Genomic DNA, 14273 nt, shown 5'->3' on the forward strand with positions numbered 1-14273 from the left:
GGTCAGGAGCGGCGGCGGGGCTTGCCGCGCTTGGCGCCCTTGCCGGCGCCGGGGCCGCCGCGGGCACCCTTGCCGGTCGACCCACCGGCGGCGCCGGGCTTGCGCTTGGCGCCGCTCGCGTCGGGGCGCTGGGACTTCGCCTTCGGTTGGGCCGGCGTCTGGGCCCGGCCGCGCGAGCTGTTGACGGTGCGTCCGCGGACGATCCCGATGAACTCCTCCACCAGGTCGGTGGTGTGCGCCTCGGGCCAGGACAGCGCCACCCGCGACTCGGGAGCGTCGGACACCGGCCGGTAGGTCAGGTCCTTGCGGTGGTGCAGACGGGCCAGGGACTGCGGGACGACCAACAGGCCCACCCCGGCCGCCACCAGTTCGACCGCGTCCGCCGTGGTCGCCGGCCGCTCCTTGGCGGGCACCCCCGGCCGGCGCTCCCACTCCAGGGTGTCGTCGAGCGGATGCAGCACGAGCGCGTCGGCCAGATCCTCCGCGAGCACCTCGTCGACCCCCGCGACGTCGTGGTCCTTGGGCACCACGACCACCGTGGTCTCGGTGTAGAGCGGAATCGCGCTCAACTCGGTCCGGTCGATCGGCAGCCGCACCAGCCCGGCGTCGGCGTCGCCGGCGCGCAGCACGTCGGCCGCGTCGGCCGCGGACACCGGGATCAACGTCAGCGGCACCTCCGGCAGCCGCTCGTTCCAGACCCGCACCCATTTCGTGGGGGTCACCCCCGGAACGTACGCGAGCCGGAACGGGGTGGGTACTTGCGAGCCTGTCACCACGTCAGGTTAGCGGCCATGATCGGAGGCACCGCACACGGTCGCTACTCTTGACACCATGACGTCGCACAAGACCACCCAGACGATGAAGCCCGCGACCGCGGCGAAGAAGCTGGGCGTGTACCTCCAGGCCACCCCCGCAGAGTTCCAAGAGGGTGTCGTCTCCCGCGACGAGTTGAACGCGCTGCTGAGCGACCCGCCCGAGTGGCTCCAGGAGCTGCGCCGCAACGGCCCGCACCCCCGGCCCGTCGTGGCGAACAAGCTCGGCGTCTCGATCGCCGGCCTCGCCCGCGGCGGCATCACCGAGGCGCTCACCACCGCGGAGATCGACGCGCTGAAGGAGGACGGCCCGGAGTGGCTGCGGCAGGAGCGCGCCACCCAGGCCGAGGTCCGGAAGGAAACGATCCGGATCAAGGAGAAGAACAAGGAGAAGAGCGCGGAGCGGCCCGTGGAGCGCCCCGCGAAGCCGCGCCGAGCGCGTTCCTGACCCACCGGCACCGCGGCCGGGAGCCGAACACCGGTTCCCGGCCGTCGCGGTGGCCCGCCCGGCCCTATCGCGTGTCGTGGTCCAGGCCCGCGGTCGCGAGCAGGTAGGCGGTCATCGGCTCGTAGTCGCGGGCGTCCACGACGTGGTCGTCGAGCGGGACGGTGACCGTGACGGTGCCCTCGACCTCGCCGAGGAACAGCGCCGGGTCGTTGCAGTCGGCGAACGCGACCGTGGGGATGCCGTATTGCCCGGCACGGCCGGCCCAGCCGTGGTCGGCGACGACCAGGTCCGGCCAGGGTCGCCCGGCCGCCGCGAGCGCGTCCAGGATCGCGCTCATCGGCTGCGGCGCGTGGGTGTGCCACAGCGTGGCCCCGCGCTCCAGCACCGCCACACCACCGAACTGCCGCACGCTGCCGTTGGTGTCGTCGTCGCCCTCGGTGGTGTGCAGTCCGCGGGGGATGTCGAGGATCTCGGCGCCGGCCGCCCGCAACGCGCGACCGATGGCCCGATGTACGTCCAACAGTCCGCCGGGGTGTCCTGTGGCGATCAGTACGCGCAGCCGGCGCGCGGCGGCGTCGCGCAGGACGGCGGCCATACGATCGAGCCCGTCCAGGGTCAGTCGCGCGTCGATGGTGTCCTGACCGGTGCGGTGCTCGGGGTCCGCCCGCACGCCCACCCGCTCGACCATCACGTCGAGCACGTCGTCCTCGGTCTTCCAGCGGTCGCCCAGGTCCAGACCCAGCCAGAACCGCCGGTTGCCCTTCACCAGTTCCGCGTAGTGCCGGAGATTGACCTCTCGCGGTGTGGCCACCCGGCCCGCGATGCGGGTCGTCTCCAGGTGCCGAATCAGCTCGTCGCGGGACGGAGGGGTGTTCGGCGTCGTCATGCCGCCATTGTGCCCACCCGACAACCGCCCGGTGGTGGGCGGGGTCCCCCTCACCACCGGTGCCCCGCGCGCCCAGCGATTCAGCACCTCGAGGTTCGGAAGCGGGACAACTCGCCGCGGGAGCCGATGCCGAGCTTGGGATAGGCCTTGTAGAGGTGGTATTCGACCGTGCGCGGGCTCAGGAACAGGCGACTTGCGATGTCCCGGTTGCTCACACCCTCGGCGGCGAGTCGAACGATGTGCAGTTCCTGCGGCGTCAGCCGGGCGAGTACGTCCGCGTCGCCGGTGTCGGCCGGTGCCGCGTCGCCGGTGGCGCGCAGCTCGCTCCGGGCCCGATCGGCCCACGGGCTCGCCGCCGACCGCTCGAAGCCGGCCAGCGCGGAGCGCAGCGGGGCGCGCGCGTCCACGCGCCGCCGGGCCCGGCGCAGCCATTCACCGTGCAGCAGTTCCGTGCGCGCCCGCTCGAACGGCCGCCCGCCCCGCTCGTGTTCACCGATCGCCGCGACGTAGAGCGCGTCGGCGGCGTCCGGTTCGGCAAGCAGCGCACCACAGCGCAGCGCGACCGCCATCGCCCACGGGGTCCCGCTCGCCCGGGCCCAGCGCTCGAACCGCGCCGCCGCTTCCCGGGCCCGCTCCGGGGTGCCGGCCCGGACGGCCGCCTCGACCAGATCGGCGTTCGCGGCCACGACGGCGGCGGTGTGTCGGGCCGGCCCGCGCGTGCACTCGGTCAGCCGACGCACCGCCGATTCGTAGCGCCCCAGGGTGAGATCGAGCAGTGCGTGTACGCAGTCCGCAGCGGCCGTCGTCTCGGCGACCCCGGCGAACGCGGGCGCTCCGGCGAGGTCGGCGTCGGCCGCGAGCGCCGCGCGGCACCCGTCCTCGTCGCCGCGTTCGGCGGCGATCCGGGCGGTGATCACACGAAGTCGCGCCATCCGGTAGACCTGACCGGTGTCGCGCGCGAAGGTGAGCGCCTCGGCGATGGTGGCCGCCGCGTCGTGCGGCAGGCCGGCCATCGCCTGGGCGTGCGCCTGGACCTGGAGCGCGCCGGGCAGCGCGCCGACCTGTCCGCGCGCCCGGGTGCGTGCCGCGTCGGTGGTGGACAGGTCCAGGGCCGCGTCGTCGTCGCCGAGCAGTACCGCGAGGTTGCCGGCGAGGATCCGGGTGAGCAGCAGGCCGGGCGGGTTCACCCGCACACCGGTGACGAAGGACCGCAGGATCGGCAGGGCACGCTCGGGATCGTCGTCGACCAGGTACGCGAGCGCGGTGATCGCGGCGGCCGGCGACGCGTGCTTCGCCGAGGCGTGCTTCGCCGAGGCGCCGGCGGTCGGCCGCAATGCGGCCGCGGCCGACTCCGACTCGGCCGCGAGGGCGGCCAGTTCGCGCAGTTCGACGTCCTCCGCCGCGGACCACGCGCTGCCGGCGGCCATGATCAGCAGTCTCAGCGTGAGTTCCGGGTGGGTGGGCGCGATCGGCCGGGCGTGCTCGATGAGCAGTCGGGCCGCCCCGCGCGGGGTGCCGCGTTCGCTCGCCGCGGTCGCCCGCACCATGGCCAATCCGGCTCGCGGCAACGGGTCCTCGATCCCGGCCAGGGCCCGCTCGGCCAACTCCGCCGCGTGCTCGGTACGCCCCGCGACCACGGCCATCTGGGCCGCCAGGACGCTGCGCCGGGCCCGGTCGGCGGGCTCCGGGCTGAGCCGGGCGGCCCGTTCGTGGATCGGCGCGGCGGCCCCGGTCGCGCCGCGCTCGTGCGCGTCCACGCCCGCCCGCTCCAACGCGGCCGCGACGCTCTCGTCGGGCCCGGCCGCGGCCTCGGCCAGGTGCCACAGTCGGCGCTCGCCGTCGGTGGCCGCGGCCAACGCCCGGTGTACCGCCAGGCGGCCGGCCACCCCGGCCCGCTGGTAGGCGGTCGAGCGCACCAGCGGGTGTCGGAAGGCGATCGTCGCGCCGGTGCCGCGCAGCAGGCCGGCCGCCACGCACGCGTCGAGGTCCTCGGCGCCGGCGCCCAGCGCCCGCGCGGCCCGGAGCACTGTGCCCAGGTCACCGGTGCCCTCGGCGGCGGCGACGGTCAACACCACGCGGGCGGGTTCGGGCAGCCGGGCGATCCGGTCCCCGAAGGCGGCCGACACCCGGTCGGTGACGGGCAGGGCGGTGGGCGGGTCGACCCGGCCGGTGCGCACGTCGGCGTCGAGTCCGGCGGCGAACTCGAGCAGGGCCAACGGGTTTCCGGCGGACTCGGCGATGATCCGCTCGCGCACCGCCGGGGTCAGATCCGGGACCCGCTCGGCCAACAGCGCCCCGGCCGGGTCGTGGTCCAACGCGGACAGCGTCAGTTCGGGCAGCGCGCGGGACGGGAAGCCCTCCGCGGCGTCCCGTGCGGTGAAGAGCATCCCGACGCCCTCGGCGTCCAGCCGCCGGGCGGTGAACAGCAGCACCTCGGCGGAGGCGACGTCCAACCAGTGCGCGTCGTCGATCAGGCACAACAGCGGCCGCTCGCGGGACAGGTCGGAGAGCAGGCCGAGCACGGCCGAGCCGACCAGGTACCGGTCCGGACCCGCCTGGGCCAGACCCAACGCGCCGCGCAGCGCCGCCGCCTGGACATCGGGCAGCGTGTCCAGTCGGTGCAGCACCGGCCGCAGCAGGCCATGCAGCGCGGCGAACGGCAGGCCGGCCTCGGCCGCGACTCCGGCGGTGCGCAGCACCCGCAGACCGTCGGCGTCGCGCGCGGCCCCGTCCAGCAGCGTCGACTTGCCGATGCCGGCCGGCCCGCGCAACACCAGCACCGCGCTGCGGCCCAGGCGGGCACGTGCGATCACCGCCGCGATCTCGGCCCGCTCGACCTCTCGCCCCCACAATCGCACCCGCGACGCGTCGGTGATCCGGGAGCGGGGTGTGCTGGTCATCGGCGGAACTCTCCGGGGGCAGGTGCGGGTCGCCCACGCACCGGCTCTCGCCGCGGGTGGGGCGGCCGGGACCGGCCCGGGCACGGGTTCACCGTAGACGGTCGGCGCCCACCCCCTCGCGCGCCACCACCGGGCCGCCATCGAGCGCCCTCGCGGTCCCGCCACCCGGCCCCGACCGAGCGCCGCTCCGCGTCCTGTGCCGATCCCGTTCACGCGTGCGAAATCCCGCCACAAGCCGGCCGATTCGGCACGTTCTCCTTTCGTTGTCCAACGAGGAGACTATTGGCGCGGTACGACGGCCCACCCGCCCCATCCGCACCGGGGGGCACAGGTGGGCGCGGCGGCCCCGAACAACAGAAAGTCGCTCGGTTCGTGTAATGATCTGCCCGCCTTTTTGCAGGAAGGATCGATATGAGCCCCGTGAAGGTAGAGATCCGCGACGCCGGACCGCTCGACGTCGAGGTGGAAGAGGAAGCGGTCGAGTTCGAGGACGAGTCGAACCCGGACCGGCGGATCGAGGCGTGTCTGCCCGAGCCCTGGCCCACCGCGACGACGCGCGTCGGATGTGACTGGAAGGTCTGACCCGGACCCGACCGACCCGGTGCGCACGGCCCGATCGGCACCCATCGGCCCGATCGGGCTCGCGCCGGGGCACCCACGCGCGGCACCCCCTGCCCGCGGCGGATCCAAGCACGGCGAGAACCACAGAACGGCAGGAATCGCGGGAACGGCAGGAGCCGGCGGGAGGGGTGGCATTGGTGCGGTCGATCCCCCACGGATCCGCGCAGGATCTGCGCACGCGACTCGAGGCGCTCGTGGCCGGCCACGCCCGGCGGTGCAGCGCGGACGACGTCTGGCTGCACCTGTTCGACCCGAACATGCCCGTGCCCGACCACGGATGGAAACTGCACGTCTCGGCCCGGCCCGAGGACTTCCCCGAGACCCTGGACCTGGTGGTCCCGGTGCTGCTGCGCTATCGCTGCCTGGCCAAGTTCGCGGTGAGCGCCACCGTGTTGGAGGAACTGAACTCCGGGGTGCGCGATCCGGCCGTGGTCGGCAAGGCGGCCACCGTGTATCCGCGCGAACAGGACGTACCGGTCCTGGGCCGGGAACTGGCCGACGTGTTGGTCGGTCGCGCCGGCCCGCGCGTGCTCGGCGACCGCCGGGTTCGGCCGGACGCGCCGGTGTACTACCGCTACGGCCCCTTCCGGGCCACCGGATCCGGCGCCGCCGACTTGGTGATGACCGGCCCCGACGGGCAGCGCTTCCCCGGCCGGGCGAGCATTCGATACCGCCAACCCCCGTGGGCCGCAGACCCGTTCGGTGCCGCCGTGCCCGCCCCCGGGCGGGCCGCACGGCTGGTCGGCGGCCGATACCGACTCACCTCCGGCATCGCCCGCTCCCCGCACGGAAACGTCTACCGCGCCCTCGACACCACCACCGGCGAACGCGTGGTGGTCAAGCAGGCCAGGGCCTACGCGGGCGAGGACGGCGACGGCGTGGACGCCCGGGGCCGGCTGCGCCACGAGCGCGCCGTGCTGGCCGCGCTGGCCGATCTCGACGGGGTGCCCCGGGTCGTCGACCACGTGCGCCACGGCGAGGACGAATACCTGGTCACCACCGACTGCGGCCCCGCGGACCTGCGCCGCGACGTCCTGACACACGGCCCCTATCCGGGCGACGCGCGGCCCGGACGCCGGGTGTCCGCGCTGGCCCGCCGGTTGTTGACCGTACTGGACGCGATGCACGCCCGGGGCGTGGTGATGTGCGATCTGAAACCGGGCAACGTGGTCCTCGACACGGACGGCACCTGCCGACTGGTCGACTTCGGCATCAGCGCACTGCGCGCGCACCGCCCGGCCGGCGGCACGCCGGGCTACACCCTCGCGGTGGACCCCGCCGACGGCCCGGCCGATCCGGCGGACGACCTGTACGCGCTGGGCGCGACACTGCACTACGCGCTGACCGGGATGGATCCGGTGATCGTCGACCCCGACCGCGCGGTGGACCGCGATCGTACGCTGGCCTGCCTGGCCGCCGCGCTTCCCGGCGCCGCCCACCGACCGGTCCGGGCCCTGGTCGCCGGGCTGCTCAGCCTCGATCGCGAGGAGCGGCTGGCCTGCGCCCGGCGCCTGCGGGCCGGCCTGCCGGAGCCGGCGCACGGCCGCCGTTCGCCGACGCCGCCTCGCGTCGACGCCGACCTGCTGGACGACGTGATCGCGCACACGGTGGCCGGCTGCGTACCCGCCGCCGCCGCGCTGCCCGCCGCGTCGGGCGCGCGTCCGGGATCGACGCTGACGGTCTACGCGGGCGCGGCCGGAGTGGGCCTGGAACTGCTGCACCACCTCGACCACCCGGGCGTCGCGGAGGCGGTCACCGAACTCGCCCGCCGCACCGCGACACACCCCGAACTCGACGCGCTCTCCGGCGCGTTGTACACCGGCCGCACCGGGGTCGAGCTGTTCCTGCGCGCCGCCGCCGCGCAGCCGGGCGGCGTTGTTCCCCTGCCGGTCTTCCCGCCCGATCCCCTGCCGTACGACGACACCGGCGACCAGATAGGTGGTGCGGCGGGCACCGGTACGGGCCACCTGCTGCTGGCGCGCCAGGCACACGCGGCGGGACGGATCGAGCAGGCCGCCCGGCACCTGGCCGCGGCGGATTCCTGCGCCAAGGCCCTCCTGGAGCGACCACGCGACGCGTGGCCCGGGACCGACGACCTGCCCCCGGCCTCGTCACGGGCGGCCTACGCGCACGGCTACGCCCACGGCGAGGCCGGCATCGTGCACTTCCTCCACGCCTGCCACGACACTCGTACCCGCGCGGGCACAAACCCGGTCCCGGACCCGGAGGTCGGGCTCGCCGCACGCGAGGGTCTGGATCGACTCGCCGCGCACACACCCGAGTTGCTCGCGGAGGCGGCTCGCCCGGGCGCCGCCCGGCACTTCGCGTCCTGGTGTCGGGGAATGGCCGGGATCGGCACCGTCCTGCTCGCGGCGGGCGCGCGCGAACAGGAGCCCGAGCTGGTCGAACTCGGGCTGCGCTGCGCCCGGTTGTGCCATTCGCTCGCACCCCGGATGAGCCTGGTATCGCAATGTTGCGGTCTTTCCGGGGTCGGCGAACTGCTCGTGGACGCCGCGCTCGTCACCGGCGACGACGAGCACTGGCGGGCCGCCGAGGATGTGGTGTCGCTGATCCTGGCACGCAGCGGCGGCACCACGCGGCGCCCGTTGTTCCCCGACAACACGCTCGCCGGTACCGACCCCGGCTGGGCCGGGGGCGGCACGGGCGTGCTGTCGCTTCTGCGCCGGCTGCGCGACCGGGGCGGCGAGCGCCTGTGCGCACCGCCGCCGAGAGCCGCCTCCGGGTCCTGACCACCGGGACGGGTCTCGGTTCCAGAGCGTGTCTTCAATCCCCCGTCGGGCTCCGCGGCGTGAGCGCGGCGAGGAGCCCGAAGGGGGATGCGGTGCCGGGCGTCGTGGAGGTCGGCGGGGGATTGAAGACACGCCCTAGGCGCCCGGGACCCAGTAGCCGTGAACCTCGGTGACCTGCGGCGGAGCCGGGCTCGGCGGGAAGCCCAACTCCTCGGCCACCGGCATCAGCCGAGTGTTGAACGCGTCCATCGCCGCCCGCGACTCCCACAGGTCGATGATCCGTACGCCGTCGTCCGTCGGGATCGCCACATGGGCCAGACATCCCTCCGCCGGGATCTCGCCGGACCGCACGCGCGCGGAGAGTTGCTCGTACTGTTCCTTCTCGACCCCAGGCAGATCGATCTGCATGAGAATGGCCATCACGGTCCTCCAGTCGTGCCGACGCCTTCGATGGGAGGGCATCACCTCCCATCCTTGCCGTTCACGCACGACCCGCAACCGGGACGGCCGCCGGTACCGGCGGCGTTCCGGCCGCGCTCGGCACGACCGGTGACGCGCGCGGCGTCAACCTCGCGCCGAGTTACCCGGTACCGGTCCGGAACTCCGCGCGACCCCCGTACCACCGCCCCGACGTCTTCCAAGACGACCAAGTCGCCCGAGTGCTGAGCCTGTTCGATGGCCGGCACAACGAACCGCAGATCCCGGCCGAGTTGCCCGACCGGCTCGAGGCGCTGTTCCGCCCGGAGTTCGCGGCCGGCCGCGGCGCGCAGGCCGGCCGCTTCCTCGCCGCCATGCGGGAGAACGGCACGACCTGCGGATGGGCTCCGCGAGTACCCGTCGCGCTGTTCGGCGCCCGAGACGACCGGGAGGTGCCCTTCGCCGACTCCCTCGCCTGCGCCGCCGAACTCACCGAACGCGGCGCCGACCCGACCCTGATCGACCTCGGCGACCTCCCCCACCGCCCCCTCCGGAATCCAGGCGGCTCCGCGCATCCCGCGCCGGTTCGCCGACCGGCCCCGACCGCCGGGCCGGTGCCGCACGGCGGTGCGTCCACCCGCCCGCCGGATCGGCATCGGCCGCGCGGATTGCCTCCACCACCCCGACGGCACGTGGTGTACGGCTGCGGAACAGGGCATACAAGGGGAATCCGCCCGAGCGCGGGACCGAGGAGGAAGGAGCCGAATGCCGTCGGAAGTCGATCTCGCCGCGGCGCTGTCCAGGGTCAAGGAGAGCGAGACCTCGCTGGTCGCGCAGGTGCTGCGGACCACCGTGGCGGCGGTGACGTCCTACGTCGCCGCCCTGTTCCTGGCCGGCGCCCATCCGCAGCCGATCCTGGCCCCGCTCACCGCGCTCCTGGTCGTCCAGGTCACCTCGTACGCGACGTTCACCACCGGCGTGCAGCGGGTAGCCAGCGTGGTCTCGGGTGTGCTCATCGCGGTGCTCTTCAGCGAGGCGGTGGGGCTGAACTGGTGGAGTCTGACCCTGCTGCTGCTGGCCTCGCTCGGTCTGGGGCACCTGATCCGGCTGGGCGACTCGATCAACGAGGTGGCGATCAGCGCGATGATCGTGCTCGGCGTCAGCCAGGTCGGGGACACCGCGTGGGACCGGGTCGCGGAGACCTTGATCGGGGCCGCCGTCGGCATGGTGTTCTCGCTCGTCCTGGCCCCGCCCGTGCACGTGCGGCCCGCGAACGAGGCGGTGATGTCCGCCTTCGACGCGCTGACCCGGCTCCTGGACACCATGGCCCGGGAGATCGGCGACGACGTCACCCACGACCGGGCGCACGGCTGGCTGGAGGAGGCGCGCCGGATCGACCGGGACATCGTGCGGGTGGACGCGACGTTGTCCACGGCCGAGGAGGGCACCCGATTCAACCCGCGTGGCCGACGCGCCACGGTGCGCGTGCTCGCGCTGCGCAGCGGCCTGGACACCGCCGAGATCAGCGCGGTGGCGCTGCGCATGGTGTGCCGGTCGCTGAGCGGGCTGTACGCGCCGGGCGAGCACGGCGAACCGGCGTACACCGAGATCCCGTTGGCCACCGCACAGTCGCTGCGCAGCCTGTTCCACTCGCTGGCGGCGCTGTTCGCGGCGTACGGCCACCTGCTGGTGCTGCACGGCCAGGACCGTCCGGAGGACTCCGCGCAGGCCGAGGTCACCCTGCGCGAACGGCTGGCCGAGGCGGAGGAGGACCGATTGCGTACCGAGGCGATCCTGCTCGCCGACTCGATCACCAACCCGGACCGCTGGGAGCTGTACGGGACGCTGCTGACCGCGGTGGACAAGCTGGTCGACGAGACCCGGCCGGCGGGCACTCCGGGCGACCTGGCGCAGCGGATCGAGGAGCGTCGCCGGCGTCTGGCCCAGGAGCGCCGGCTCCGGGCCGCGGTGGCCAGACCCGGTCCGGTGTTGCGGGAGGGCATCCGGTGGGTGGTGACGCCGACCGATCGCCTGCTGCGGGTCCCGCGCCGGCTGCACCGACACACACTGCGACGGCGCGGGTGACCGGTCGCCGCCCGGGCCCGCCCGCGACCCGTGCTCGCCGCGCCCCCCGATCCGCCCCGAGCCCGGCCCGGGTGGCCGGTGCGCAAGCCGCGCCCCGGCCACCCCTGGATCCGAAATGAGCCCACCCCCGTGCACGAGCTCATGTCGAAACGGCCGCTTGCCGGGTGTTCGGGGCAACCCCCGACAAGCGGCCATGGGTGAAGCCAAGCAGCCGAGGTCCGCCACGACATCCCGTCCCGGGTGGAAGAGTCGGTCGAACCGACGTGGTAGTTCGCCGCGGTGGGGTCAACCCTCGGAGTAGCCCAGCCGACGCCGTGACCGCGCCGGTCGGCACGTACCCTGATGAGCCCCGACGCCAAGGACCGGACATCGTGCGACACAACCCCGAAGCACCACCGACGATCGATATCGTCGCGGCGGCCGGCGAGCCCTTCGGGGTCGCCCTGGCCGGCGCTCGCGGTCTTCGTCTGCGCGGTCTGTCGGACCGGGAGAGCGATGGCGTCGACTTCGCCCTGGCCGCGCGCGACGCCGGGAGGCTCTCCGCCGCCCGCGGCGCGATCGTCGCGGCGCTGACCGACGCGGGCTGCCGGGTCGGCGTCGACGGCAGGGCCGGCACCAAGACCTTCGTCCGGATGACCGTGCGGCCGGCCGGGGGCGGGAAGGGCACACCGCTGACCCTGCACGTCGCGTCCCGTACGCACGAGCCCACCGTCGTGGACGGTGTCCCGGTGCTGCACCCCGACGATCTGGTCGCGGCCAAGGTGGTCACCCTGGGTCTGCGCTCGGAGGTGCGGGACGCCTTCGACGTCTTCGCGCTCGCCGACCGCTACGACACCGGCCGGCTGCTCGAACTGGCCCTGGCGCACGATCCCGAGCTGCGCGCGGAGGACTTCCTGACCGCGTTCAAGCACGTCACCGAGCGCGAGGACGCCGAATTCGGCCCGCCCGCCGCGCGGGCCGCCGCCGTCCGCGCCTGGTTCCAGAACTGGTTCACCGAACTCTCCGCCCGACACAGCCGCCCGATCGCCGCCGCGCTCGACCCCGAGGTACTGGCCAAACTGGCCGCGCTGGCCGAGCCGGACGAGCACGCTCCCGGCGGCGGACCGGTGTGAATCGCGCCGCCCGCCCCGCCGCACGGTCGCTCAGCCGCGTCGGCCGCCGGGTGTGACCAGCCCGGTCTCGTACGCCAGCACCACCGCCTGCGCCCGGCTGGACAGGTTCAACTTGGCCAGCGCGCGGTTGAAGTGGGTCTTGACCGTCGACTCGGTGACCACCAGGGTGCCGGCGATCTCGTTGTTGGCCATCCCGGTCCCGACCAGGCGCAGCACCTCCAACTCCCGCCCGGTGAGCGTCTCCAGGTCCGGCGGCACGTCGCCGGTCGGCGCGCTCGCGAACGCGACGTAGGTCTCGATCAGCCGCCGGGTGACGCTGGGCGCGAACAGCATGTCGCCCGCCATCACCGCGTCGATCGCCGCCAACAGCCGCTGAGGGCCGATCTCCTTGAGCAGGAAACCGGACGCCCCGGCGCGCAGCGCGGCGTAGACGTACTCGTCCAGGTCGAACGTGGTCAGCACCACGATCCGGGGCGGTGTGCCCTCGGCGGCGGCCAGAATGCGCTCGGTGGCCTCCACGCCGCTCACTTCGGGCATCCGGATGTCCATCAGGATCAGCTCCGGGCGCAGCTTCGCGGCCAGGTCGATCGCCTCGGCCCCGTCGGACGCCTCGCCGACCACGTCGATCCCCGGGGCCGCGCGTAATAACGCGGCCAGGCCCGCCCTGATCAGGATCTGATCGTCGACCACCAACACCTTGGTCACCCCGTCGGTCCCTTCGTCACGTCGGTACGAGGCGGCCTAGGCATCCCCGCTCTCGGCCGACGCGGTGGGCTCGGCCGGGATCGGCAGGACGAGACCGACCTCGAATCCCCCGGTGGGCCGCCGTCCCGCAACAAGCGTCCCGCCGTAGAGCTTGGCGCGCTCGGACATGCCGATCAACCCGTGCGCCGCCACCCCACCGATTGTGCCCGGATCGAACCCCTGCGGGGCGGTACTCGCGGTCCCGTCTCCCCCGTCGTCGGTCACGGTTATCCGCAAGTGGTGTGGACCGAAGTCCACCACCAGGTCGACCCGGGCGGTACGGGCGTGTTTGAGGACATTGGTCAGGGCCTCTTGGACGATCCGGTACGCGCACAGCTCGATGCCCGGGGACAGCGGGCGCGCGACGCCCAGCGTCGTGGAGCGCACGTCCACTCCCGCGGCCCTGATCCGGCGCACCACCTCGCCGAGTCGGGCCAGCCCCGGCGCCGGATCCAGCCGGTCGTCGGCGGTCCGCCCGCGCGCGGCGTCCGGCGGTTCCTCGTCGACGTCGGACGTGTCCTCCTCGTCCGCGCGCAGCAGCATCAACATCCGGCGCATCTCGTCCAGGGTCTCGCGCGTGGTTTCGCCTATGGTGCGCAACGCCGCCTCGGCGGTGGGCGGATCCGAGGTCAGCACGTACTCGGCGAGGCCGGCCTGCACGGAGATCACCGACACGTGGTGGGCGACCACGTCGTGCAGTTCGCGCGCGATCCGCACCCGCTCGTCGGTCACCGCCCGGCGGGCCCGGGCCTCCTGCTCACGGGCCAGTCGGGCGGTCAAGATCGCGTACTGCGCGTTGCGTTCGCTCAGTCGCCGGGCCGCGACGCCGAACCAGCAGATGCCCGGCGGGATGACCAGGATCTGGGCGACGACGGTGGTCATCGAACCGCCGTCCGCGGCCAGTCCGGCGTACAGCCAGGTGGCGCCCACCGCCACCACGCAGCCGACCATGGTCCGGATCGATCGGTGCGCGGCGACCGTGTAGATCCCCATCAGCGTGCCGAGCGAGTTCACCACCGGCCAGTAGCCCAGCGCGATGTAGACCACTTGGAGGGCGAGCATGACCAGCAGGACCGGGACCGGGGCGCGGCGGCGCAGGATCAGCGGCAGGTTGATCACCACGATCAGCGCGAAACCGAGCGTGTCGGTCTCGCGCCAGTCCCCGGTGGGATCCTCGTGGGCCAACAGCAGACTGACCACGATGTAGGACAGCGCGAGGATCGCGTCCACCACCGTCGTGGGGAGGTTGACGGACAGCCTGCTCCGCACCGTTCGGGCCCGCATCGGCGCAGCGTAGCCCGTGATCGACGGGCCGTCGTCAAACCGACGGTCCACACCCGTCTACCACGCTGGTTGTAGACCGCTACGGCGAGCGCCACGCGGGTGGACGGCCGACCGCGGGCGGAGGCGGTGGTGCGAGACTGGTTCGTGTGCCCGCCGATACCGACCCCGCGATCGTCCCCGACGGGACCGGCGACGACCGACTCGTGCGCTGAAG

At 73.9% G+C, this 14273-nt stretch carries 11 protein-coding genes; 5 read left to right on the forward strand and 6 right to left on the reverse strand.

Features of this window, described 5'->3' with window-relative positions; genetic code table 11:
* Positions 1-2: 2 nt before the first annotated feature.
* On the reverse strand, positions 3-773 hold the full coding sequence (locus tag ACIBSV_RS34535; protein WP_395870148.1) for a LysR family substrate-binding domain-containing protein: 771 nt from the start codon (positions 771-773) through the stop codon (positions 3-5).
* A 58-nt stretch (positions 774-831) separates the two neighbouring features.
* Here ACIBSV_RS34535 and ACIBSV_RS34540 point away from each other — a divergent pair, with 58 nt between their 5' ends.
* Positions 832-1260: a DUF5997 family protein gene (locus tag ACIBSV_RS34540; protein WP_395870150.1), complete on the forward strand. Its 429-nt coding sequence runs from the start codon at positions 832-834 to the stop codon at positions 1258-1260.
* Positions 1261-1324: 64 nt separating this feature from the next.
* Here the strand turns inward: ACIBSV_RS34540 and ACIBSV_RS34545 are convergent, their stop codons facing one another.
* Positions 1325-2146, reverse strand: a complete 822-nt coding sequence (locus tag ACIBSV_RS34545; RefSeq protein WP_395870152.1) for a phosphatase — start codon at positions 2144-2146, stop codon at positions 1325-1327.
* Positions 2147-2226: 80 nt separating this feature from the next.
* Positions 2227-5046, reverse strand: coding sequence for an AAA family ATPase (locus ACIBSV_RS34550; RefSeq protein WP_395870154.1), 2820 nt, complete (start codon positions 5044-5046; stop codon positions 2227-2229).
* A gap of 411 nt (positions 5047-5457) precedes the next feature.
* On the opposite strand from ACIBSV_RS34550, the gene ACIBSV_RS34555 reads away from it, so the two are divergent.
* Both ACIBSV_RS34555 and lanL read left to right on the forward strand, forming a co-directional pair.
* Positions 5458-5628, forward strand: coding sequence for an SflA family class IV lanthipeptide (locus ACIBSV_RS34555; RefSeq protein ID WP_331770546.1), 171 nt, complete (start codon positions 5458-5460; stop codon positions 5626-5628).
* 176 nt (positions 5629-5804) lie between these two features.
* Entirely contained in the window at positions 5805-8417 is a 2613-nt protein-coding gene (gene lanL / locus ACIBSV_RS34560) for a class IV lanthionine synthetase LanL (RefSeq protein WP_395870156.1), read from the forward strand.
* Positions 8418-8552: 135 nt separating this feature from the next.
* Here the strand turns inward: lanL and ACIBSV_RS34565 are convergent, their stop codons facing one another.
* Positions 8553-8837, reverse strand: coding sequence for a hypothetical protein (locus ACIBSV_RS34565; protein WP_395870158.1), 285 nt, complete (start codon positions 8835-8837; stop codon positions 8553-8555).
* 762 nt (positions 8838-9599) lie between these two features.
* Here ACIBSV_RS34565 and ACIBSV_RS34570 point away from each other — a divergent pair.
* Complete coding sequence (locus ACIBSV_RS34570) at positions 9600-10919, forward strand: aromatic acid exporter family protein (protein ID WP_395870160.1); 1320 nt, start codon at positions 9600-9602, stop codon at positions 10917-10919.
* Between the two features lie 371 nt (positions 10920-11290).
* Positions 11291-12031 (forward strand): nucleotidyl transferase AbiEii/AbiGii toxin family protein, encoded by a 741-nt coding sequence (locus tag ACIBSV_RS34575; protein ID WP_395870162.1) that lies wholly within the window; start codon positions 11291-11293, stop codon positions 12029-12031.
* 30 nt (positions 12032-12061) lie between these two features.
* On the opposite strand, the gene ACIBSV_RS34580 is transcribed toward ACIBSV_RS34575, so the two are convergent.
* Together ACIBSV_RS34580 and ACIBSV_RS34585 are read right to left on the reverse strand one after the other, a co-directional pair.
* A complete protein-coding gene (locus tag ACIBSV_RS34580; RefSeq protein WP_331770552.1) occupies positions 12062-12736 on the reverse strand; it encodes a response regulator transcription factor in 675 nt (224 codons plus the stop codon).
* 36 nt (positions 12737-12772) lie between these two features.
* The gene (locus tag ACIBSV_RS34585) at positions 12773-14059 is read right to left on the reverse strand and encodes a sensor histidine kinase (RefSeq protein ID WP_395870165.1); all 1287 of its coding nucleotides are present in this window, start codon (positions 14057-14059) and stop codon (positions 12773-12775) included.
* Between the last annotated feature and the right edge of the window lie 214 nt (positions 14060-14273).

The organism is Embleya sp. NPDC050154, from assembly GCF_044460165.1.
In the GTDB taxonomy this organism is placed as follows: domain Bacteria; phylum Actinomycetota; class Actinomycetes; order Streptomycetales; family Streptomycetaceae; genus Embleya.

Coding starts and splice junctions, on each gene's coding strand:
- ACIBSV_RS34565 (WP_395870158.1), bottom strand. CDS start 8,837: ATGGCCATTCTCATGCAGATCGATCTGCCTGGGGTCGAGAAGGAACAG.
- ACIBSV_RS34540 (WP_395870150.1), top strand. CDS start 832: ATGACGTCGCACAAGACCACCCAGACGATGAAGCCCGCGACCGCGGCG.
- ACIBSV_RS34585 (WP_395870165.1), bottom strand. CDS start 14,059: ATGCGGGCCCGAACGGTGCGGAGCAGGCTGTCCGTCAACCTCCCCACG.
- ACIBSV_RS34550 (WP_395870154.1), bottom strand. CDS start 5,046: ATGACCAGCACACCCCGCTCCCGGATCACCGACGCGTCGCGGGTGCGA.
- ACIBSV_RS34545 (WP_395870152.1), bottom strand. CDS start 2,146: ATGACGACGCCGAACACCCCTCCGTCCCGCGACGAGCTGATTCGGCAC.
- ACIBSV_RS34555 (WP_331770546.1), top strand. CDS start 5,458: ATGAGCCCCGTGAAGGTAGAGATCCGCGACGCCGGACCGCTCGACGTC.
- ACIBSV_RS34570 (WP_395870160.1), top strand. CDS start 9,600: ATGCCGTCGGAAGTCGATCTCGCCGCGGCGCTGTCCAGGGTCAAGGAG.